This window comes from Streptomyces mangrovisoli (genome assembly GCF_000974985.2).
Lineage (GTDB): Bacteria > Actinomycetota > Actinomycetes > Streptomycetales > Streptomycetaceae > Streptomyces > Streptomyces mangrovisoli.
The window spans coordinates 84,233-106,380 of record NZ_LAVA02000033.1 but is presented as its reverse complement, the minus strand read 5'-3'; the positions used below and the strand labels follow the sequence as shown (position 1 = coordinate 106,380).

At 70.9% G+C, this 22,148-nt stretch carries 18 protein-coding genes and 4 tRNA genes; 11 read left to right on the top strand and 11 right to left on the bottom strand.

Annotation, left to right across the window (positions count from 1 at the left end):
* The first annotated feature begins 122 nt into the window (after positions 1-122).
* Genes purS through purL form a run of 3 tightly spaced genes read left to right on the top strand, consistent with a single transcriptional unit; the run spans position 123 to position 3,321 of the window.
* Positions 123-389 carry a phosphoribosylformylglycinamidine synthase subunit PurS gene (gene purS, locus WN71_RS15335; RefSeq protein WP_046581876.1) on the top strand — a complete coding sequence of 89 codons (267 nt, stop codon included), beginning with the start codon at positions 123-125 and terminating at the stop codon, positions 387-389.
* Complete coding sequence (gene purQ, locus WN71_RS15330) at positions 386-1,066, top strand: phosphoribosylformylglycinamidine synthase subunit PurQ (protein WP_046581874.1); 681 nt, start codon at positions 386-388, stop codon at positions 1,064-1,066. The genes purS and purQ overlap by 4 nt, the downstream gene beginning before the upstream one ends.
* Positions 1,063-3,321 carry a phosphoribosylformylglycinamidine synthase subunit PurL gene (gene purL / locus WN71_RS15325; protein WP_046581872.1) on the top strand — a complete coding sequence of 753 codons (2,259 nt, stop codon included), beginning with the start codon at positions 1,063-1,065 and terminating at the stop codon, positions 3,319-3,321. Before purQ ends, purL begins: the two co-directional genes overlap by 4 nt.
* Before the next feature lie 65 nt (positions 3,322-3,386).
* Here the strand turns inward: purL and WN71_RS15320 are convergent, their stop codons facing one another.
* A complete protein-coding gene (locus tag WN71_RS15320) occupies positions 3,387-4,829 on the bottom strand; it encodes an MFS transporter (protein ID WP_046581869.1) in 1,443 nt (480 codons plus the stop codon).
* A gap of 146 nt (positions 4,830-4,975) precedes the next feature.
* On the opposite strand from WN71_RS15320, the gene WN71_RS15315 reads away from it, so the two are divergent.
* The 4 genes from WN71_RS15315 (at position 4,976) to purM (ending at position 9,419) form a co-directional block, all read left to right on the top strand.
* Positions 4,976-5,614 carry a TetR/AcrR family transcriptional regulator gene (locus tag WN71_RS15315; protein WP_046581867.1) on the top strand — a complete coding sequence of 213 codons (639 nt, stop codon included), beginning with the start codon at positions 4,976-4,978 and terminating at the stop codon, positions 5,612-5,614.
* Between the two features lie 149 nt (positions 5,615-5,763).
* Positions 5,764-6,561, top strand: a complete 798-nt coding sequence (locus WN71_RS15310) for a maleylpyruvate isomerase family mycothiol-dependent enzyme (protein WP_046581866.1) — start codon at positions 5,764-5,766, stop codon at positions 6,559-6,561.
* A gap of 230 nt (positions 6,562-6,791) precedes the next feature.
* A complete protein-coding gene (purF, locus tag WN71_RS15305) occupies positions 6,792-8,321 on the top strand; it encodes an amidophosphoribosyltransferase (RefSeq protein WP_046581864.1) in 1,530 nt (509 codons plus the stop codon).
* Between the two features lie 33 nt (positions 8,322-8,354).
* Entirely contained in the window at positions 8,355-9,419 is a 1,065-nt protein-coding gene (gene purM, locus WN71_RS15300; RefSeq protein WP_046581860.1) for a phosphoribosylformylglycinamidine cyclo-ligase, read from the top strand.
* Positions 9,420-9,554: 135 nt separating this feature from the next.
* Here the strand turns inward: purM and WN71_RS15295 are convergent, their stop codons facing one another.
* Both WN71_RS15295 and WN71_RS15290 read right to left on the bottom strand, forming a co-directional pair.
* Positions 9,555-9,809 (bottom strand): DUF3073 domain-containing protein, encoded by a 255-nt coding sequence (locus WN71_RS15295; protein WP_046581858.1) that lies wholly within the window; start codon positions 9,807-9,809, stop codon positions 9,555-9,557.
* Between the two features lie 292 nt (positions 9,810-10,101).
* A complete protein-coding gene (locus WN71_RS15290; protein WP_046581857.1) occupies positions 10,102-11,196 on the bottom strand; it encodes a Leu/Phe/Val dehydrogenase in 1,095 nt (364 codons plus the stop codon).
* Between the two features lie 264 nt (positions 11,197-11,460).
* On the opposite strand from WN71_RS15290, the gene WN71_RS15285 reads away from it, so the two are divergent.
* Together WN71_RS15285 and bldC are read left to right on the top strand one after the other, a co-directional pair.
* Positions 11,461-12,303, top strand: coding sequence for a DUF8083 family protein (locus WN71_RS15285; protein ID WP_046581855.1), 843 nt, complete (start codon positions 11,461-11,463; stop codon positions 12,301-12,303).
* A gap of 637 nt (positions 12,304-12,940) precedes the next feature.
* Positions 12,941-13,147, top strand: a complete 207-nt coding sequence (bldC, locus tag WN71_RS15280; protein ID WP_003949541.1) for a developmental transcriptional regulator BldC — start codon at positions 12,941-12,943, stop codon at positions 13,145-13,147.
* Positions 13,148-13,662: 515 nt separating this feature from the next.
* Here the strand turns inward: bldC and WN71_RS15275 are convergent.
* The 8 genes from WN71_RS15275 to WN71_RS15240 form a co-directional block, all read right to left on the bottom strand.
* Complete coding sequence (locus tag WN71_RS15275; protein ID WP_046581851.1) at positions 13,663-13,857, bottom strand: DUF6274 family protein; 195 nt, start codon at positions 13,855-13,857, stop codon at positions 13,663-13,665.
* Positions 13,858-14,096: 239 nt separating this feature from the next.
* Positions 14,097-14,171 (bottom strand) — tRNA-Asp (locus WN71_RS15270).
* A gap of 93 nt (positions 14,172-14,264) precedes the next feature.
* Positions 14,265-18,305 carry an ATP-dependent RNA helicase HrpA gene (hrpA, locus tag WN71_RS15265; protein WP_046581849.1) on the bottom strand — a complete coding sequence of 1,347 codons (4,041 nt, stop codon included), beginning with the start codon at positions 18,303-18,305 and terminating at the stop codon, positions 14,265-14,267.
* A 59-nt stretch (positions 18,306-18,364) separates the two neighbouring features.
* A complete protein-coding gene (locus WN71_RS43455; RefSeq protein ID WP_240529665.1) occupies positions 18,365-18,763 on the bottom strand; it encodes a hypothetical protein in 399 nt (132 codons plus the stop codon).
* A gap of 176 nt (positions 18,764-18,939) precedes the next feature.
* A tRNA-Phe gene (locus WN71_RS15255) sits at positions 18,940-19,016 on the bottom strand.
* A 24-nt stretch (positions 19,017-19,040) separates the two neighbouring features.
* A tRNA-Asp gene (locus WN71_RS15250) sits at positions 19,041-19,115 on the bottom strand.
* Between the two features lie 38 nt (positions 19,116-19,153).
* Positions 19,154-19,226: transfer RNA gene (locus tag WN71_RS15245), tRNA-Glu, on the bottom strand.
* An 80-nt stretch (positions 19,227-19,306) separates the two neighbouring features.
* Positions 19,307-20,914, bottom strand: a complete 1,608-nt coding sequence (locus WN71_RS15240; RefSeq protein ID WP_046581847.1) for a metallophosphoesterase family protein — start codon at positions 20,912-20,914, stop codon at positions 19,307-19,309.
* A 105-nt stretch (positions 20,915-21,019) separates the two neighbouring features.
* Here WN71_RS15240 and WN71_RS15235 point away from each other — a divergent pair, with 105 nt between their 5' ends.
* Entirely contained in the window at positions 21,020-21,370 is a 351-nt protein-coding gene (locus WN71_RS15235) for a metallopeptidase family protein (protein WP_046581845.1), read from the top strand.
* 233 nt (positions 21,371-21,603) lie between these two features.
* Positions 21,604-22,119: a hypothetical protein gene (locus WN71_RS40915; RefSeq protein ID WP_046581839.1), complete on the top strand. Its 516-nt coding sequence runs from the start codon at positions 21,604-21,606 to the stop codon at positions 22,117-22,119.
* Positions 22,120-22,148 lie beyond the last annotated feature (29 nt).

Below are 22,148 nucleotides of genomic sequence, written 5' to 3'. Positions count from 1 at the left end.
CGCCGCCTTCCGATGCAGGATCGTGATGCCGGTCACGTACTTTCCTACAACTCTACTCGCGTAGAAATTTTGTGCGGGTAGTCTGAAGACACCTGCTCAGCACCACACCACCGGGAGTGCCAGTGGCACGCGTCGTAGTCGACGTCATGCTCAAGCCGGAGATCCTCGACCCCCAGGGCCAGGCGGTCCAGCGTGCGCTGCCGCGTCTGGGTTTCGAGGGGATCTCGGACGTACGTCAGGGAAAGCGTTTCGAACTGGAGGTTGACGGGCCGGTCGACGAGGCCGCGCTCGCCCGCATCCACGATCTCGCGGAATCCTTCCTCGCCAACACCGTGATCGAGGACTTCACCGTCAAGGTGGAGGAAGCCGCCGCGGAGGCCGCCAAGTGACCGCTCGTATTGGCGTCGTCACTTTTCCCGGCAGCCTCGACGACCGCGACACCCAGCGCGCGATCCGTCTCGCGGGCGCCGAGCCGGTGGCCCTGTGGCACAAGGACAAGGACCTGCATCAGGTCGACGCCGTGGTGCTGCCCGGCGGTTTCTCCTACGGCGACTATCTGCGGGCCGGTGCCATCTCCCGCTTCTCGCCCGTGATGGAGACCGTCATCGAGCAGGCGAAGGCCGGTCTGCCGGTCCTCGGCATCTGCAACGGCTTCCAGATCCTCACGGAGGCCCACCTGCTGCCGGGCGGCATGCTCGGCAACGACCACCTGCACTTCGTCTGCCGCGAGCAGAAGCTGCGGGTGGAGAACGCGGACACCGCCTGGACCGCCGACTACGAGGCCGGCCAGGAGATCCACATTCCGCTGAAGAACATGGACGGCCGGTACGTCGCCGACGCGTACACGCTGGACAAGCTGGAGGCGGAGGGCCGGGTCGCGTTCCGCTACCTGGACGTCAACCCGAACGGGTCGCTGCGCGACATCGCCGGCATCACCAACGAGGCCGGGAACGTCGTCGGCCTGATGCCGCACCCGGAGCACGCCGTCGAGCCGCTCATCGGCACCGGCCGCACCGACGGTCTGCCGTTCTTCACCTCGATCCTCAAGAAGCTGGTCAACGCATGAGCCGGACGCCTCTGGACACGGTCGAGCACGCGGCCGAGACCCCCGACGTCGAGCTGCCCTGGGCCGAACTCGGCCTGAAGAAGGACGAGTACGAGCGGGTCGTGGAGATCCTCGGCCGCCGCCCGACCGGCGCCGAGCTCGCCATGTACTCGGTCATGTGGTCCGAGCACTGCTCCTACAAGTCCTCCAAGGTGCACCTGCGCCAGTTCGGCGAGAAGGCCCCGCAGTCCGACGCGCTGCTCGTCGGCATCGGCGAGAACGCCGGCGTCGTCGACGTCGGCCAGGGCTACGCGGTCACCTTCAAGGTCGAGTCGCACAACCACCCCTCGTACGTCGAGCCCTACCAGGGCGCGGCGACGGGCGTCGGCGGCATCGTGCGCGACATCATCGCGATGGGCGCCCGCCCGGTCGCGGTCGTCGACCCGCTGCGCTTCGGCGCGGCCGACCACCCCGACACCAAGCGCGTGCTGCCCGGCGTCGTCGCCGGCATCGGCGGCTACGGGAACTGCCTGGGCCTGCCCAACATCGGCGGCGAGGTCGTCTTCGACGCCTGCTACCAGGGCAACCCGCTGGTCAACGCCGGTGCCATCGGCGTCATGCGGCACGAGGACATCCACCTCGCGAAGGCGTCCGGCGCGGGCAACAAGGTCATCCTGTACGGGGCCCGCACGGGCGGCGACGGCATCGGCGGCGCCTCCATCCTGGCCTCGGAGACCTTCGACGACGCGAAGCCCTCGAAGCGCCCGGCCGTCCAGGTCGGCGACCCCTTCCAGGAGAAGCTCCTCATCGAGTGCACCCTGGAGGCCTTCAAGGAGAAGCTGGTCGTCGGCATCCAGGACCTCGGCGCGGCCGGTCTGTCCTGTGCCACCTCCGAGCTCGCCTCCAACGGCTCCGGCGGCATGCGCGTCACCCTGGACGACGTACCGCTGCGCGACTCCACGCTCTCGCCCGAGGAGATCCTCATGAGCGAGTCGCAGGAACGCATGTGCGCGGTCGTCGAGCCGGCGAAGGTCGACCGCTTCCTGGAGATCTGCGAGAAGTGGGACGTCATCGCCACCGTCATCGGTGAGGTGACCGACGGCGACCGGCTGGAGATCTTCTGGCACGGCGGCAAGATCGTCGACGTCGACCCGCGCACGGTCGCGCACGACGGCCCGGTCTACGAGCGGCCGTACGCGCGCCCCGAGTGGCAGGACGCGCTCCAGGCGGACGACGCGAACAAGCTGCCCCGCCCGGCCACGGCCGAGGAGCTGAAGGCCCAGGTCCTGAAGCTGGTCGCGTCGCCCAACCAGGCGTCGAAGAAGTGGATCACCTCGCAGTACGACCACTTCGTGCAGGGCAACACCGTCCTCGCCCAGCCCGAGGACTCCGGCATGATCCGCATCGACGAGGAGACCGGGCTCGGCGTCGCCATCGCGACCGACGGCAACGGCCGTTACGCGAAGCTCGACCCGTACACGGGTGCGCAGCTGGCCCTCGCCGAGGCCTACCGCAATGTCGCGACGACCGGTGCCAAGCCGCTCGCCGTCTCCGACTGCCTGAACTTCGGCTCGCCCGAGGACCCAGCCGTCATGTGGCAGTTCGCGGAGGCCATCCGCGGCCTCGCGGACGGTTGCCTCCAGCTCGGCACCCCGGTGACCGGCGGCAACGTCTCGCTGTACAACCAGACCGGTGAGGCGGCCATCCACCCGACCCCGGTCGTGGCCGTGCTGGGCGTCATCGACGACGTCGCCCGCCGCACCCCGGTCGCCTTCCAGGAAGAGGGCCAGCTCCTCTACCTGCTCGGTGACACCCGCGAGGAGTTCGGCGGTTCGGCCTGGTCCCAGGTCGTCCACGACCACCTCGGCGGTCTGCCGCCCAAGGTCGACCTGGAGCGCGAGCGGCTGCTCGGCGAGATCCTGATCTCCGCCTCCCGCGACGGCATGATCGACTCCGCGCACGACCTGTCCGACGGCGGTCTGATCCAGGCGGTCGTGGAGTCGGCGCTGCTCGGCGGCAAGGGCGCGCGGCTGGTCGTTCCGGACGGGCTCGACGCGTTCACCCTTCTCTTCTCGGAGTCGGCGGGCCGCGCGGTCGTCGCGGTGCCGCGTTCCGAGGAGGTCCGCTTCAACGACATGTGCGGTGCGCGGGGCCTTCCGGTCACCCGTATCGGTGTCGTCGACGGCGACTCGGTGGACGTGCAGGGCGAGTTCGCGCTCTCCCTGGCCGAGCTGCGCGAGGCCCACGAGGCGACGATCCCGGCGCTGCTGGCGTAGTCGCCCCCGGCACACGACGAAGGCCCCGCCCGGAGCACCGGGCGGGGCCTTCGCCGTTCGGGCTCTCACACCGCGACCGGCTCGGGCGCGCGCGGCGGGGGCGCGGTGTCGTCCGCGGGGGCGGTGCGGGGCAGCCGCAGGGCCAGCAGGGCCGCCGCCGCCATCACGCCCGCCCCGCACCAGAACACCACCCGCAGCGCGGACACGAAGTGCGGCCCGCCGTCGGCGAGGTCGCTCCCGGCCAGCCGGGTCAGCACGGTGCCGAAGACGGCCGTGCCCAGCGCGTTGCCGAGGGTCTGGAAGAAGCGCACGGAGGTCGTGGCCACGCCGAGCTGCGGGCGCGGCGCGGACCGCTGCACCAGCACGATCAGCTGCCCGATCTGGAGCCCGAACCCGGCGCCCACGAGCAGCAGTTCGCCGCGGATCAGCCAGAGCGAGGTGGCGGCCCCGGTGGTGGCGGCGAGCAGGGCGAAGGCGACGGCGGCGACGAGGGTGCCGGTGACGGTGAAGGTGCGGGCGGACCAGCCGCGCGCCGTGAGCGGCCCGGTGAGCAGTCCGGTCAGGGACAGGCCGATCGCCAGGGGCACCAGATACAGGCCGGCGGAGGAGCTGGCGATGCCGCGGGCGACCTGGAGATAGACCAGCACGTAGTAGATCGCGCACATCATCGAGGCGCCGAGCAGGCCCTGTACGGCGAAGCCGAGGCGCAGCTCGCGGATGCGGAACAGGGAGAGCGGCAGCACCGGTTCGGGGGCCCGCCGCTGGCGCCACAGGAACAGCGCGAGCGCGGCGGCCGCGGCGAGGGCGAGCGCGAGCAGGGTGGGGGAGGTCCAGGCGTAGCGCTTGCCGCCCCACTCGGTGACGAGCAGCAGCGCGCTGGAGAAGGCGGCGGCGAGCGCGGCGCCCGGGTAGTCGACGGGGCGGCGCACGGGCCGGACCGGGAGCCGCAGGAAGAGCGCGGAGGCGGCGAGGACGGCGAGGCCGACGGGCAGGTTGACGTAGAAGATCCAGCGCCAGTCGGCGTGGTCGGCGAGGAGGCCGCCGATCCACGGGCCGATCGCCATCGCGCCGCCGGCCACCAGCCCGCCCGCGTTGCCGCCCTTACCGGTGTCCGTGTCGTCGGGGCCCTTCAGGTGGGCGATCACCACCATGGTGACGCTCATCAGGCCGCCGCCGCCGAGTCCTTGGACCGCGCGGGCCGCGATCAGCCAGTCCAGCGACGGTGCCGCCCCGCACAGCGCGGACCCGGCCAGGAAGACCGCGATGGCCGCGGTGAAGACACGCTGGGGGCCGAGGACGTCGCAGAGCTTGCCGTACAGCGGCAGCATCGCGGCGGAGGCCAGGGCGTAGGCGCTGACCAGCCAGGGGATCCGGTCGATGCCGTGCGCGGGGTCGAGGTCGCGGACGATCGGGACGGTGGCGGCGGACACGATCTGGAGGTCGAGCAGGGCAAGGACGATCGTCACGAGGCAGATGAGGAAGCCGACTTTGCGCTGGGTCTCGGTCATGGCACCACCATGCCCGAGTGTTGTGTACCCGGTCAATGTTTCGCATCGGTCTATTCTCGGGCTCGGCACATCTTTCATTCACAAACAAGATTCATCCACGAACAAGATTCATCCCGGATCAAGATTCATCCTGGTATATTGATGTCATGGCTGAGGCGATGGGGCTGCGCGAACGCAAGAAGATCCAGACCGCGCGGCGGATCTACAAGGAAGCCGTGGCGCTCTTCGCCGAGCGGGGCTTCGACGCCGTCTCCGTGCAGGAGATCGCCGACGCCGCCGAGGTGTCGAAGATGACCGTCTTCAACTACTTCGGCTCCAAGGAGGACCTGGTCTTCCGGCCGATGGAGGAGCACTTCTCCGACGCCGCGCAGGCCGTCCGCGAGCGGGCGCCGGGCGAGTCCGCGGTGGACGCCGTACGCCGCCAGTTCCTCACCATGGTCGAAGCCCGGGACCCCTCCGTCGGACTGAATCCCGAGCCCTTCGGCCGGCAGGTGCGCCGGATCGTCACCGAGACCCCGGTCCTCATGGAACGCGCGTTCCTGGCCGCGCAGAAGGGCACCCGCGCCCTCGCCGCGCTGCTCGCCGAGGAGACCGGCGACCCCATGCTCGCCACGGTCGTCGCCGCCACCCTCAGCGCCGCCCGCAACGCCCTGATCGAGGAGCACCACGCCCGCATCGAGGCCGGCGAGTCGCCGGACACCGTCGCCGCGGACGCCGCCGAGCGGGCCCGGCGCGCCTTCGGCCTGATCGAGAACGGGCTGACGGGCTACGCGACCAGGGCCTGACCCTCCGACCGCCGGCGTCCCGGCCGCCCGCCCCGCGACGGACGGACGGGCGACGGCGGGGAGGCGACGACAGGCCCTGGGGCGCGTCCGCAGGGCTTCGCCTTCGGGCGAACGACGAGACCTTGCGGACACGCCCTAGGCTCACCGCCATGCCCCCCGCGAAGAAGCGCGCCCGCGCCTACGACCACGCCAGGACCCGCGCCGCGGTGCTCGCCCAGTCCGGGCACCTGCGGGCGGCCGTCCGCACCCTGACGCCCCGGCAGCTCGCGCTGCCCACCCGGCTCGGCGCCTGGAGCGTGCGGGACCTGGTGGCGCACACCGGCATGGCGCTCGGCGCCGTCGCCCGGTTCGCCGCGCTGCCCGCCCCCGCCCGCGCGGAGGCCACCCTCCTCGACTGGCCCTTCGCCACCGCCGCGGGCGCCGCCGGCATCGACGACACGAGCCGCCGGCTCGCCGCGGACCACCCCGACCTCGGCGCCTGGCTCGCCGACGCCGAGGCGCGCTGCGCCGACGTGCTCGACCGCGAACCGCCCGGCCGGCTGCTCGCCACCGGCACCGGCGCGATGCCGCTCGGCGACTACCTGGTCACCCGAGCCGTCGAACTGGTCGTGCACACCGACGACCTGAACGACGCCGTGCCCGGCCTCGACGTGCCCCTCGACCGCCAGGCGCTCGCCGCCTGCACCCGGCTGCTCGCCGACGCCCTCGCCGTGCGGGCGCCCGGCGGCTCCACCGAGGTGCGGGTGCCGCCGTACGCCGTCGTGCAGTGCGTCGAGGGCCCGCGGCACACCCGCGGCACCCCGCCGAACGTCGTCGAGACCGACCCGCTGACCTGGCTGCGGCTCGCCACCGGGCGGCTGACCTGGAAGGACGCACTCGCCGAGGCCAAGGTCAGCGCGAGCGGCGAACGCGCCGACCTGTCGGGTCTGCTGCCGCTGATGTCGTAGGACCGCGGTGGTTCACCGTGCGGGCACGGGCGGTGACGGCGTACGATCATCGGCGCCCCGGAGAGGTCCCAACGTGTGCGACGTCTCACCCAAGTCGGTCGAAACCGGGCCACCCTGCCCTGTCCCGTACGGCGTCGGTGCAGGTCAGCGCGGGGTTCACGGCGAGTGACGCCGCGATGCCGGGTATCCCCAATTCGGACCAGTGGTCGACCTCGCCTACACTCGGTGCCGTGCCACGTGGTGACGGTCGACTCAGTCATGATCTGCTCCCCGGTGAGAAAGGCCCCCAGGACGCTTGCGGCGTCTTCGGTGTCTGGGCTCCCGGCGAAGAGGTCGCCAAGCTCACTTACTTCGGGCTCTACGCCCTCCAGCATCGGGGTCAGGAATCCGCGGGAATCGCGGTCAGCAACGGCTCCCAGATCCTCGTCTTCAAGGACATGGGACTCGTCTCCCAGGTCTTCGACGAGACCTCCCTCGGTTCGCTCCAAGGTCATATCGCGGTCGGACACGCCCGCTACTCGACCACCGGCGCTTCCGTGTGGGAGAACGCCCAGCCGACGTTCCGCGCCACCGCGCACGGTTCCATCGCCCTCGGCCACAACGGCAACCTGGTGAACACGGCGCAGCTCGCCGAGATGGTCGCCGCGCTGCCGAAGGACACCAACGGGCGCTCCACCCGGGTCGCGGCCACCAACGACACCGACCTGCTGACCGCGCTGCTCGCGGCCCAGGTCGACGAGGACGGCAAGCCGCTGACCATCGAGGAGGGCGCGCACGCGGTCCTCCCCAAGGTGCGCGGTGCCTTCTCGCTCGTCTTCATGGACGAGCACACCCTCTACGCCGCCCGCGACCCGCAGGGCATCCGCCCGCTGGTCCTCGGCCGCCTCGAGCGCGGCTGGGTCGTCGCCTCCGAGTCCGCCGCCCTCGACATCTGCGGCGCGAGCTTCGTCCGCGAGATCGAGCCCGGCGAGTTCGTCGCGATCGACGAGAACGGTCTGCGCACCTCCCGCTTCGCGGATGCGAAGCCCAAGGGATGCGTCTTCGAGTACGTCTACCTGGCCCGCCCCGACACCGACATCGCCGGGCGGAACGTCTACCTCTCCCGGGTCGAGATGGGCCGCCGCCTCGCCAAGGAGGCCCCGGTCGAGGCCGATCTGGTCATAGCGACGCCGGAGTCCGGAACCCCCGCGGCCATCGGCTACGCGGAGGCGTCCGGCATCCCGTTCGGCAACGGCCTGGTGAAGAACGCCTATGTGGGCCGGACCTTCATCCAGCCCTCGCAGACCATCCGCCAGCTCGGCATCCGTCTGAAGCTGAATCCGCTCAAGGAAGTCATCAAGGGCAAGCGCCTGGTCGTCGTCGACGACTCGATCGTGCGCGGCAACACCCAGCGGGCGCTCGTGCGGATGCTGCGCGAGGCCGGGGCCGCCGAGGTCCACATCCGGATCTCCTCCCCGCCGGTGAAGTGGCCCTGCTTCTTCGGCATCGACTTCGCCACCCGCGCGGAGCTCATCGCCAACGGCATGACGATCGAGGAGATCGGCACCTCGCTCGGCGCCGACTCCCTCTCCTACATCTCCATCGACGGCATGATCGAGGCGACCACGATCGCCAAGCCGAACCTGTGCCGCGCCTGCTTCGACGGCGAGTACCCGATGGAGCTCCCGGACCCCGAGCTGCTCGGCAAGCAGCTCCTGGAGACCGAGCTGGCGGCCGGCACGGCCGCGCCGGCCGCGGTCGACGCGATCCGTCGCCCGTGACACCTGCCGTACGACACGAAAGTTCTCACCGTCATGTCTGAGACAACTGGTGCCAGCTACGCAGCCGCGGGCGTCGACATCGAAGCGGGAGACCGCGCCGTCGAGCTGATGAAGGAGTGGGTGAAGAAGACGCGCCGCCCCGAGGTCCTCGGCGGCATCGGCGGCTTCGCCGGCCTCTTCGACGCCTCGGCGCTCAAGCGCTACGAGCGCCCGCTGCTCGCCTCCGCCACAGACGGCGTGGGCACCAAGGTCGACATCGCCCGCCGGGTCGGCGTGTACGACACCATCGGCCACGACCTGGTCGCGATGGTCATGGACGACATCGTGGTCTGCGGCGCCGAGCCGCTGTTCATGACCGACTACATCTGCGTCGGCAAGGTGCACCCCGAGCGGGTCGCCGCCATCGTCAAGGGCATCGCCGAGGGCTGTGTGCTGGCCGGCTGCGCCCTGGTGGGCGGCGAGACGGCCGAACACCCCGGGCTGCTGGGCGAGGACGACTTCGACGTCGCCGGCGCCGGTACGGGCGTCGTGGAGGCCGACCGGCTGCTGGGCGCGGATCGTATCCGTAAGGGTGACACCGTGATCGCGATGGCGGCCTCCGGTCTTCACTCGAACGGGTACTCCCTGGTCCGGCACGTCCTGTTCGAGCAGGGCGGCCTGTCGCTGGACGCGCGGATCGAGGAGTTCGGCCGCACCCTCGGCGAGGAGCTGCTGGAGCCCACCAAGATCTACTCGCTGGACTGCCTGGCCCTCACCCGCACCACCGATGTGCACGCGTTCAGCCACATCACCGGGGGCGGCCTGGCGGCCAACCTGGCCCGGGTGATCCCGGACGGGCTGCACGCCGTGGTCGACCGCTCCACCTGGACCCCGGCGCCGGTCTTCGAACTGGTCGGCCGGACCGGTCGGGTCGAGCGCCTGGAGCTGGAGAAGACGCTGAACATGGGCGTCGGCATGATCGCGATCGTGCCCGAGGAGTTCACCGACGCGGCGCTCACCACCCTGGCCGACCGCGGTGTGGAGTCCTGGGTCGCGGGCGAGATCACGGACCGGGGCGAGAAGACCACGGGCGCGGAGCTCGTCGGCGACTACGCCTGAGAGGTGCCGGGCGGCCGGGCGCGCGAGCACCCGGCCGGATCGGAACCCGCCACGACGCCAGCACGAAACCCGGTCCGGCGCTCAAGGCCCCGGACCGGGTGAGGTGCAGTCGCTGCAACTGCGAAACGCGCTAGTTCAAGCGCCGCGACGATGCGACGCGGGACCGGACTCGTCGTCCTCGTCGTCCTCGTCGTCGTTGTAGAGATCCGCGTACTGGGCGTACGGGTCGTCTTCCTCGTCGTCGTCCTCGAACGGCTCGCCGTTAGGCGGCTGGTTCGAAGTCGAAGCGCCCAGCTCGTTGGCCAGACGCGACAGGTCAGTCCCGCCGCTGTTGTACTTCAGCTGGCGGGCGACCTTCGTCTGCTTGGCCTTGGCCCGGCCGCGCCCCATGGCTCGACCCCCTCGGTGACGGGGCTCGACGGCCCCAGAGTCTTGACACGCGTTCATGATCCGGAACGGGCTCTCCTCGGAGATACCCGGTCCGTAGGGCTTCCACGGTACCTGAGGCTGCGCCCATACGGTACGTCGCCCGCAGGACGTGCCTCTGTCCGTGACCTGCGGGGCGCCCCGTCCCTGCTGGTCAACCGCGATTTTAACCACTTCTCGGCGGCCGACCCGCCGACGGACGTGAGAGTTCTCTCGAAGTGCCCGCCGACGGGTACCGGCCGGATCAAACGGAAGGTCAGCGTCCGCGCCCTGCGGCGGCCGCCTCGTGCATCCGCTGCTCGGCGATCCGGTCGGCCGCGACGGCCGGCGGAATGCCGTCCTCCTTTGCGCGCGCGAAGATCGCCAGCGTGGTGTCGAAGATCTTCGCGGCCTTGGCCCGGCACCGCTCGAAGTCGAAGCCGTGCAGCTCGTCGGCGACCTGGATGACGCCGCCGGCGTTGACCACGTAGTCCGGCGCGTAGAGGATCCCGCGGTCGGCGAGGTCCTTCTCCACACCCGGGTGGGCGAGCTGGTTGTTGGCCGCGCCGCACACGATCCGGGCGGTCAGCGCCGGCACCGTCTCGTCGTCGAGCGCCCCGCCGAGCGCGCAGGGCGCGTAGATGTCGAGCCCCTCCACCCGGATCAGCGCGTCGGTGCCCTCGACCGCGGTCACCTCGGGGTGCCGCTCGGTGATCCGCCGTACGGCGTCCTCGCGCACGTCCGTGATGACGACCTCGGCGTTCTCCGCCAGCAGGTGCTCGACCAGGTGGTGGCCGACCTTGCCGACGCCCGCGATGCCGATCCTGCGGCCGCGCAGCGACGGGTCGCCCCACAGGTGCTGGGCCGAGGCCCGCATCCCCTGGTAGACACCGAAGGCGGTGAGCACGGAGGAGTCGCCCGCGCCGCCGTTCTCCGGGGAGCGCCCGGTGGTCCAGCGGCACTCGCGCGCGACCACGTCCATGTCGGCCACGTAGGTGCCGACGTCGCACGCCGTCACGTACCGCCCGCCGAGCGAGGCGACCATGCGCCCGTAGGCGAGCAGCAGGTCCTCGGTCTTGTCGCGCTCCGGATCGCCGATGATCACGGCCTTGCCGCCGCCGTGGTCCAGCCCGGCCATGGCGTTCTTGTACGACATCCCGCGCGCGAGGTTGAGGGCGTCGGCGACGGCCTCCTCCTCGGTCGCGTACGGGTAGAAGCGGGTGCCGCCCAGGGCGGGGCCCAGCGCGGTGGAGTGGATGGCGATGACGGCTTTGAGACCGCTGGCGCGGTCCTGGCAGAGCACGACCTGCTCGTGGCCGCCCTGGTCCGAGTGGAACAGGGTGTGCAGGACGCCGTCGGTTACGTCGGTCACGGTGGTGACTCCCGGTTAAGTAGCGGCGATCGGAGACACAGCTCCCTGAGGGTGCCCCCGCGCTTTTGGCAGTGGGGCAGGCTGGCGGATGCTGTGGCACGAGCGTAGAGCCTGGCCCGATCCGTCATCCGTGCAGTGTTCAGGATCACCCTCCCGCGGCGTGCGCGCACGCATGACCATGGCACGATTTGCAGTGTTTTCCCGCTCGTCTTCGGTGCCGCCTCGCCAGGGTTGCGCGCCCGGTCCGATGGGGAAGGAGCAGGCGTGCCCAAGGTGTCCTCGGTGAGCGTCCCGTACGCGACGTATCTGCGCGTCTACGAACCGCTGGGCGCCTTTCCCGAGCCGGAGCGCACCCACTGGGCCCGCTACGCCCGCCGCCCCGACCGCCCCTCCTACCAGGACGAGCTGCACCGCTCGCTGGCCGGACTGCTGCCCACGCCGCCCATCGCGGTGCCGGTGCACGAGAGCAGCGACGCCTTCGTGCTGGAGGTGGACGGCGTGATCTGCGTCTGCCCCTGGCGCACGCGGCTGCGCGGCTGGCAGGCCCTGGACGAGCTCACCGAGGAGTTGCCGGCGCCGGTCCTGGACGCGGTGCTGCCCCCGGTCGTACGGCGTCAGGTCGCGCAGGACTACGAGCGCTGGCTGGCGCGCAACCCCGACGCCCGGCCCTGGATCCGCACGGCGACCTGGCAGGTGCCGCTGAACTGGTTCGTGCTGGTCTCCGACGAGGAGCGGCGCTACGAGAAGGGCACCCACGAGGTGCCGCCGATGCTGCGCTACCGCACCCCGATGGTGCAGGCGCGGCGCCGGGTGGCGCGGGGGCTGCGGGCGCTGAAGGACGCCGTCGACGAGGGGCCGCTGATCGACGGGCTGGTGGACGTCGGCCGCTGGCTGGAGGAGTTCCATCCGCGCTCGCTGGTGGAGCTGGACTACGGCGGGCTGGTGCACATCCTCCCGGCCGGCGCCCTGGAGGACGACCATTCGGCGGCGGACGTGGCCGAGGGCATCGAGGCGCTGCGGCACGGGGACGGCGCGACGGCGGGCGAGGCGTACGGCCGGCTCGTGGAGCGCTGGCGCTCGGTCCGCGACCTGCGCTCGGCCAACTGAGCCCGCGGGACACGGAAGGACCGGCGCACCGCGCGCGTCCCGGCCGGCCCGGCGGCCCGGTCGTGGCCCGATTCCGTCCGTGACGCTGTGAGCTGACTGAGAACCAATCGCCCCTGAAGTGACGCACGTCACGGCTGTCACGCCCGTATCCGCGTACGGTCTAGGTCACTTCGGGAAACTGACGTGATGTTGTCCCCTATCCGGCCTTTTGTGTCAAGGGTGATGGACAGCACGTACACGACCCTTGCGCCGCTTGCCCACCCTCATGCCAAAATAGGACAAGGAGTCCGGGGAGGACTCCCTCCGTCCCGTTGTGCTCCACAGTGGTCGGATTCTCCGCATTGCACGCTTTGGGGGGTCTGGTGACTCCTGAACGCCGCTGTGACTGATCGTCACAGCGGTGTGACTGTCCGCTATGGCATGGTCCATCGGCTTCCGTCGCCGTTGGACACCTGGGAGGGCAATTCCATCGGTTTGGCCGACGCGGCTGGACAGATGGTGTAGTTGTAGTGCCGAGGACAAGCCGTTCGTCCTATAACCGACTCGACCCGCGTCCGCCATTTCGGGCAACGCGGGTCAAGGTGCAGAATTTAGAGGAAAGAACCGAGAAGGTTCGGTTCTCCCGAGGAGGCCGCTCATGACCGCTCGCACCCCTGATGCCGAGCCGCTGCTGACCCCGGCTGAGGTCGCCACGATGTTCCGCGTCGACCCGAAGACGGTCACGCGGTGGGCGAAGGCCGGCAAGCTCACGTCCATCCGCACGCTCGGTGGACACCGTCGCTACCGCGAGGCTGAGGTCCGCGCCCTGCTGGCGGGCATTCCGCAGCAGCGCAGCGAGGCCTGACAGCCACATATCGGGCGAAATGGCTGGTCCCCCAACCGGCCGGGAAGCCCGAGACCCACAGCTACAAGCGACGCGGGTCCTGCCCCAACAGGCCCCACGCCCAAGGCATCTAGAACTCTCTAGGCAAGCGACAGGGTGCGTCGTCGATCGCGCTGGACTCCGCCGGGTCCAGCGCGATCTTTTTTTGTGCCGGTCCGTGCGACCGTGAGTGACCGGCGGGTAGCTCTGTGGGCGTCCTTGTCGGAGTCTGGGGAGGCCTGTCGGAACCCCTGTGCCGAGCCCCTCCCGACCCTCTGGTCAACCTCTGAACGAGCTCTGAGGAGTACCTCGGAGGGGGTGCAATTGCACATATTAAATTGACCTGTTGTAGGACGTGGGTAAATACCGTGGTTTCAAAAACTCATGCGGTGACACCCGTCACACACCGCGCGCCTTGTTGCCGCCCGTTCCGGTGCGCTATTGGAACCGCCTGTTCCACCTCGCCCTGGACACAAGGTCGTTGACGCCGACAACGGTCACGCGCCCGCCGGTTCCTCGTCCCGTCCGCCCTCCTCGTCGGCCCCGGCGGCCGGCTGTGGCCCCGAATCCATCTCCAGCCGCAGCAGCTGACGGCAGATCGGACAGTGCCGGGTCCGGTGGCGGTACGACGACGCGGCCGACAGATGCGCGCGCAGCAGTGCCCGCGTCTCGTGCCTGACCGTTGCCGCCATGTGCCACCTCCGGGGAACGGGGCCCTGGTAACTGGGTACTGGCGGAATGTGACGGCGTCAAGACGCTTTGTGTTTCCACCTGTTCACGCCTGACGTGGACGGACCGGATGGGCCGGTTTTTTTGCTGTGTCGTCGGCGGCTTCGCCGCGGGCGCGGCCGCCGGCGGACGGGAGGCGGCGGACGGCAGGCGGGAAAGGCGAAAGCCCGCCCCTCGATGAGGGACGGGCTTTCGCTCTCTGCGGTCCTGACGGGATTTGAACCCGCGGCCTCCACCTTGACAGGGTGGCGAGCACTCCAAACTGCTCCACAGGACCAGGTTTCGCAGTGCGATTGGTGCGTTGCGCTGCGAGAAGAGACTCTACAGGAGGGATGCCGCCTGGTCGAACTCACTTAACGTGCGGGGCCCGTCACGGCACCTGGGCGTCGATCGCCTTCACGATCCGCTTGTCCGAGACGGGATAGGCCGTGCCCAGGGCGTGCGCGAAGTAGCTCACCCGCAGCTCCTCGATCATCCAGCGGATGTCCCGGACGGACGACGGCACCGGGTGGCCCGGCGGAAGCTGCTCCAGGAGCCAGGCGTACTCGTCCTGCATCTCCTTGACCTTGTCCATCCGCGTGGTGTCCCGCTGCGCGTTCGCCGCCATCTGCTGCACCCGCCGGTCCGCGGCGATCAGATAGCGCATCAGATCGGGCAGCCGGCGTATCCCCGCCTCCGTCACGAACCCGGGCCGTACGAGGGCGTCCAGCTGAGCCCGTACGTCCGCCAGGTTCGCCAGCAGCGCGGGGCTGCGTACGGCCTTCAGGCGCCGCTCGCAGGCCTGCCAGGCGGCCAGCACCTGCTGCACCTGGCCGACCGCGCGGACGGTCGTGTCGACGATCTCGGCGCGCACCTTGTCGTACAGCTTCCGGTACGACTCCTCGTCCCACGCCGGGCCGCCGAAGTCGCCGATCAGCTTGTCCGCCGCCGCCGTCGCGCAGTCGTCGAACAGCGCCTGCACCGAGCCGTGCGGATTGGCCGACAGCGCCAGCTTCTGGGCGTTCGTCAGCTTGTCCGAGGCGAACTTCGCCGGGTTGACCGGGATGTTGCGCAGGATCAGCCGCCGGGTGCCCCGCCACATGGCCTCGGCCTGCTCCGCCTCGGTGTCGAAGAGCCGTACGGAGACCGTGTCGCCGTCGTCCACCAGCGCCGGGTACGCCTTCACCGGCTGCCCGGCCCGCCGGGTCTCGAAGAGCCGCGACAGGGTGCCGATCGTCCAGTCCGTCAGCCCGCCGCGCTCCACCGACGCGCCGCCCTGGCGCTCCGCGGTGGCCGCGGCCGCCTGCGACAGCGCCTGGCGCGCCTTCGGCCGCAGCCGCAGCTTCAGCGCCTCCAGGTCCTTGTCCTCGGCCACCTTGCGGCGCCGCTCGTCGACGATCCGGAAAGTGATCTTCAAGTGGTCGGGGACCTTCGACCAGTCGAAGTCCTCGGCCCCGAAGGGGACTCCGACCATGCGCTTGAGGTCGCGGGCCATCGCGGCCGTCAGCGGCTCCTGCGGCGCCCCGCCGTCGGCGGCGGGTGCCGCGATCGCGGGCGGCACCGCCTGCGCAAGGAAGCGCTGGGCGAAGTTGGGCGCCGGCACGTAGTTGCGGCGGATCGGCTTCGGCAGGGAGCGGATCAGCTCCGTGACGACCTCCTCGCGCAGCCCGGGGATCTGCCAGTCGAAGCCGTCGTCCGTGACCTGGTTGAGGACCTGGAGCGGGATGTGGACCGTCACACCGTCCGCGTCCGCGCCCGGCTCGAACTGGTAGGTCACCCGGAACTTCAGCGGTCCCTGGCGCCAGGAGTCCGGATAGTCGGCCTTGGTGACCGCCTCCGCCGACTCCCGGATCAGCATCTCCCGCTCGAAGTCCAGGAAGTCGGGCTGCTCCTGCCGCTTGTGCTTCCACCACGAGTCGAAGTGCGCCCCGGACACCACGTGCTCGGGCACCCGCTGGTCGTAGAAGTCGTAGAGCGTGTCGTCGTCGACCACGATGTCCCGGCGCCGGGCCCGGTGCTCCAGCTCCGCCACCTCGCCGAGCAGGCGACGGTTGTCGGCGAAGAACTTGTGGTGGGTGCGCCAGTCGCCCTCCACCAGCGCGTTGCGCACGAACAGCTCGCGGGCGGCCTCCGGGTCGATCCGGCCGTAGTTCACCTTCCGCTGGGCGACGATCGGCACGCCGTACAGCGTGACCTTCTCGTACGCCATCACGGCCGCCATGTCCTTCTCCCAGTGCGGCTCGCTGTACGTCCGCTTCACCAGGTGCCCGGCGAGCGGCTCGACCCACTCCGGCTCGATCCGGGCGTTGACCCGCGCCCACAGCCGGGAGGTCTCCACCAGCTCCGCCGACATCACGAACCGCGGCGGCTTCTTGAACAGCGCGGAGCCCGGGAAGATGGCGAACTTCGCGCTGCGGGCGCCGAGGTACTCGTTCCGGCCGCCGTCCCTGCGCTGGCCCGCGGGCGGCTCCTTGGACTCCTTCACGTCCTTCATGCCGACGTGCGACAACAGGCCCGCCAGCAGCGAGACATGGATGCGGTCGGCGTCGGCGTCGCGCTCGTCGAGATGGATGCCCATCTGTTTGGCGACCGTGCGCAACTGCGTGTAGATGTCCTGCCATTCGCGGATGCGCAGGAAGTTCAGGTACTCCTGCTTGCACATCCGGCGGAACGACGACGAGCCGCGCTCGCGCTGCTGCTCGCGCACGTACCGCCACAGGTTCAGATAGGCGAGGAAGTCGCTCGTCTCGTCGCGGAACCGGGCGTGCTGCTGGTCCGCCTGGGTCTGCTTGTCGGCGGGCCGCTCGCGCGGGTCCTGGATGGACAGCGCGGCGGCGATCACCATGACCTCGCGCACGCAGTCGTTGCGGTCGGCCTCCAGGACCATCCGCGCGAGCCGCGGGTCGACGGGCAGCTGCGCCAGCTTGCGGCCGGTCTGGGTGAGCTGCTTGCGCGGGTCCTTCTGCGCCGGGTCGAGCGCGCCCAGCTCCTGGAGCAGCTGCACGCCGTCGCGGATGTTGCGGTGGTCCGGCGGGTCGATGAAGGGGAACTTCTCGATCTCGCCGAGCCCGGCGGCGGTCATCTGGAGGATGACGGAGGCCAGGTTGGTGCGCAGGATCTCCGCGTCGGTGAACTCCGGGCGGGTGAGGAAGTCGTCCTCGGAGTACAGCCGGATGCAGATGCCGTCGGACGTACGGCCGCAGCGGCCCTTGCGCTGGTTGGCGCTGGCCTGCGAGACCGGCTCGATCGGCAGCCGCTGCACCTTGGTGCGGTGGCTGTAGCGGCTGATCCGGGCGAACCCGGGGTCGATGACGTACTTGATGCCCGGCACGGTCAGCGAGGTCTCGGCCACGTTCGTCGCCAGAACGATCCTGCGCCCGGTGTGCGACTGGAACACGCGGTGCTGCTCGGCGTGCGAGAGGCGCGCGTACAGCGGCAGCACCTCGGTGCGCTGCCACTCGACGCCCGCGCCGCGCGGCGCGTTCTTCTTCTTCTCGAGCGCGTCCGCGGTGTCGCGGATCTCCCGCTCGCCGGAGAGGAAGACCAGCACGTCGCCGGGGCCCTCCGCCATCAGCTCCTCGACGGCGTCGGTGATGGCGGTGATCTGGTCGCGGTCGGCGTCCTCGGAGTCCTCCTCGAGGAGCGGCCGGTAGCGCACCTCGACCGGGTAGGTCCGGCCGCTCACCTCGACGATCGGGGCGTCGCCGAAGTGCCGCGAGAAGCGTTCCGGGTCGATGGTCGCGGAGGTGATGACGACCTTGAGGTCGGGCCGTCTCGGCAGCAGCTGGGCGAGGTAGCCCAGCAGGAAGTCGATGTTCAGCGACCGCTCGTGCGCCTCGTCGATGATGATCGTGTCGTAGGCGCGCAGCTCGCGGTCGGTCTGGATCTCGGCGAGCAGGATGCCGTCGGTCATCAGCTTGATGAAGGTGGCGTCCTGGTCGACCTGGTCGGTGAACCGGACCTTCCAGCCCACGGCCTCGCCGAGCGGGGTGTCCAGCTCCTCGGCGACCCGCTCGGCGACCGTGCGGGCGGCGATACGGCGGGGCTGGGTGTGCCCGATCATGCCCCGCACGCCCCGGCCGAGCTCGACGCAGATCTTGGGGATCTGCGTGGTCTTGCCGGAGCCCGTCTCACCGGCGACGATCACGACCTGGTGGTCGCGTATGGCCTCGGCGATCTCGTTCTTCTTCTGGCTGACCGGGAGCTGCTCGGGGTAGCTGACCGCGGGGACACGCGCGCGGCGCTCGGCCATGCGGGCCTCGGCCCTGGCCGCCTCGCCCTCGATCTCGGCGAGGACGGCGGCGCGGGCCTCCGGCTTACGGATCTTGCGCGCGCCTTCCAGCCGCCGCCCGAGCCGGTGCGCGTCGCGCAGCGACAGCTCGGTCAGACGGGAGGCGAGGGCGCCGAGGGCGGGGGCGGGATGCGTAGACATACGCGATCCAGGATCTCACCTCGGGGAATTTCCGGGCGAACGATTTGTGTGCGGCCTGTTCACGGGGTGCGTGGCGCGACGACCTCGGGGCTCACCGCCGGCTCGTCGGGTGTCGTGGGTGCGGGTGCGGGTGCGGGTGCGGGTGCCGGTGTCGCTGGCGCTGTCGGTGCGGGCGTGGGCGTGGGCGTCGGTGTCGCTGTGGGTGCCGGCGTGGGCCGGGTGCCGGCGTCGGCCATCGACTTCGCCGTGTTCGACACCGCCTTGATGCCCAGATACGCCGTGGTCGTGCTGCTCACCGCGGTGAACGCCGCCGTCAGCACCCCCACGATCACCGAACGGTCACCGCCGAGCCGCCACACCCCGAAGGCCGCCACTCCGGCGATGGCCAGATTGCTGACCACCACGGCCAGCAGCCCGTACCGCGCCCGGTCCTTCTCCAGTCCCAGATCCGAGACCACGCGTCCCACCGTCCCCTTCCCGTCCCAGCGCACCCACAGGAGCGCCCGCATCCTACGGACCGGGCGGGGGCCGGGTGGGGCTTTCCGGACATGCCGGGGCGGGGAAGGCCTTGGGGCATCCGGGGGAGGCGGCCGGACACACGACAAAGGCCCCGATCCGAAGATCGGGGCCTCGATGGTGGCTGGGGCCGGGGTCGAACCGGCGACCTATCGCTTTTCAGGCGATCGCTCGTACCAACTGAGCTACCCAGCCACGAGATTTCCGGGGAAATCTCAGCGGTCCTGACGGGATTTGAACCCGCGGCCTCCACCTTGACAGGGTGGCGAGCACTCCAAACTGCTCCACAGGACCAAGCTGTTGCGTACGACATTGTCGCACACGGTGTTGCGTGCCCCCAACGGGATTCGAACCCGTGCTACCGCCTTGAAAGGGCGGCGTCCTAGGCCGCTAGACGATGAGGGCTATCGGCCCGCCTGGGCGCTTCGCAGCGCCTCGGGGACGTGAGAAGCATATGGGATGGCGGCGGGGATCGCCAAAACGGTTTACGGCCCCGACGGCGAGGCGACGGTGCTCGGGGTCGGCGTGGATGTCGGAGTGGGTGTCGGAGTGGGTGTCGGCGTGGGTGTGGGTGAGGCCCCGGGCTGGTTCTCCTTCGGCAGGTGGCGGGTGACCTCGGCCGTCGTCAGACCGAGCCCGCCGAGCTTGATCTCGTCCCAGGCCTGGAGACGCCGGCTGTCCTTGTCGAAGTAGAGGATGGACGCCTCGATCGGGTCGGGGTAGCTGCCCTCCACCGCGCGCAGCCCGCTCCCGCCGGTCGAGCCCTCGACGCGCAGCCGGGTGCCGTACTTCATGACCTCGGTCTCCTCGTGGTGCAGATGCCCCGAGAGCACCAGCGGCACCGCGCCGTCGGTGAGCCGGGCCGCCGACGGCTCGTGCACCACGGCGACGTCGACGGGCGTGCCGATCACCTTCTGGTGGTTCATGGCCGAGGCCAGCTCGCCGCCCGCCATCACCTCGGCGTCGTTCCCGCCGGGCGTGACGGCGCGGTCCGGGGTGAACTGCGGGTCGCCGATGCCCGCGAAGCGCAGCCCGGCGACCGTCTCGGCCTTGCCGTCGTCGAGCACGTGGACGTTCTTCATGTGTTCCAGATAGCGCTGGGTGACCTGCGAGTCGTGGTTGCCGCGCACCCAGACGTACGGCACGCCCAGGTCGGCGATCGGGTCGAGGAAGGCGTTCTCGGCCGCCGTGCCGTGGTCCATCGTGTCGCCGGAGTCGACGACGACGTCGACCTTGTACTCCTCCACCAGCGACGCGATGATCTTCCAGCTCGCCGGGTTGAGGTGGATGTCGGACACGTGCAGCACGCGGATCGTGGACGGGTCCGGCTGGTAGGCGGGCAGGGTGGACGTGACGTCGTACAGCTTCGTCACGTTCGTCACCAGGCGCGCCAGTTCCTTCTGGTAGACGTCGAAGTCGGTGACGATGCTGCGCGCGTTGCCGACCAGCGAGGGCGCCGAGGACAGCAGCCCGGTGAACTTCGGCTCCAGCACCGACTCCGGGTTCCAGGTCGCGTACGCCGTCGCGCCCGAGGCCGCCAGCAGGCCGAACGCGAGCCCGCCGGCCGCCAGCGCGCGCCGGGGGCGCCGGTAGACGGCGAGGCCCAGCGCGGTCGCGCCCGCCACCACGGCCACGCCGGAGCGCACCGCCAGGTCGAGCGTGCCGTGCTCCACGTCGTGGGCCACCTCGTCCTGGAGGCCCGAGAGCCGCTCCGGGTGGTCGACCAGCGCCTGGGAGCGCTCCGGGTCCAGCTGATCGACGTTCACGTCGAGGCGGACCGGGGCGACATGGCTGTTCAGGCTCAGCGTGCCGAGCGGCGAGATGTTGATCTTCGTGCCGCCGGTGAGGGACGGGCGCAGGGTCATCGTGGTGTTCATCGGGCCGACCTTGGCCCGCACGTCGCCGACGACCAGCAGTCCCAGCCAGGCGCCCAGCAGCACCACGGCGACCATGCCCAGGGCGCGCGGCCAGGGGTGCGGCTGCGCGACCAGTTCGAGCCGCGGCGGCGGCCTGCGGTCGCGGTACCGGCGGGCGAGGGTGCGGCAGCGGCGGGGGAGGGTGCGGACTGCGACGGGGACTCGTACGCGGACCATTCGTCCCGTATGCCCAAGCCGGGGCGTGGATATGCGGGCCACCGCCGCACACCGCGCCGCGCGGGCTCCGGCCCGGGGCGGGCCCTCGTGCCGGACAATGGCCCTGTGCTGGAGATGACGCGCGAGGAGTTCGAGGAACTGGTCGCCGAGTCGCTGGACCGGATTCCGCCGGAGCTGACACGGCTGATGGACAACGTCGCGGTGTTCGTCGAGGACGAACCGCCCGCCGGCGATCCCGAGCTGCTCGGGTTGTACGAGGGGACTCCGCTCACCGACCGCGGCGAGTGGTACGCGGGCGTGCTGCCGGACCGGATCACGGTCTACCGCGGGCCGACGCTGCGGATGTGCGACAGCCGGGCGGACGTGGTGGCGGAGGTCGAGGTGACCGTGGTCCACGAGATCGCCCACCACTTCGGCATCGACGACGCGCGGTTGCATGCGCTCGGCTATGGATGACCACGGCGGTTCGGCACCGTTTCGTCTGCCGGTGAGCGGGGGCTGATCGCGCCGTTCCCCGCGCCCCTGACGGGGCTCGGCCATGCCCACCCAGGGGCGCGGGGAACTGCGCGACCAGCCGCCCACGGACCCGCGGACGACATGGTGCCCACCCCGCCGGAGGCGCCCGCGTGTCCTCATGCGGGCGACGGGAGTTGAAGAGGTTGACTCCTTCCCCCACCGGAGGTGGCCCCGTGCGCCCCTTGCCCCTACCCGTCCGTACGGCCGCCGCGGCCCTGGCCGTCGCCGCAGCCGCCACCGGCTGCGTCAGCGTGGGCGACGACGCGGGGCACCGGGCCGGCCCCTCGCACTCCGCGGGCCGGCACGACGACGCGGCGCCCGCGGACGGCCGGGTGGGCTCCGGCGGCGGCCTGGGCGGCGGCGGCTCGGCGGGTGACGGCAAGCGCGGCCACGGGGGGCGGGCGAAGCCGGGGAAGTCGGCGTCCGCCTCGGCCTCGGCGTCCCGCCCCGGCGCGTCCGCCTCGGCCCCCGGCCCGGACCCCGGCAGGACCCCGGACCAGGGGCCGGCCTCCCCGACCCCGTCCGCACCGGCCACGACGCTCGCTCCGACGCTGTCCCCGCCGCCCGTCATCGACTCGGCGCCGGCGGACCCGTCTCCGGCGGAGCCGTCGTCGTCGGCGCACGAGGACGGCTCCGCGCCGCAGCTGATCCACCACCTGCCGGCTCCCGCTGCGGGGTCCCCCGCCTAGGCGGACCTCGGCGATCTGCGCACCTGCGG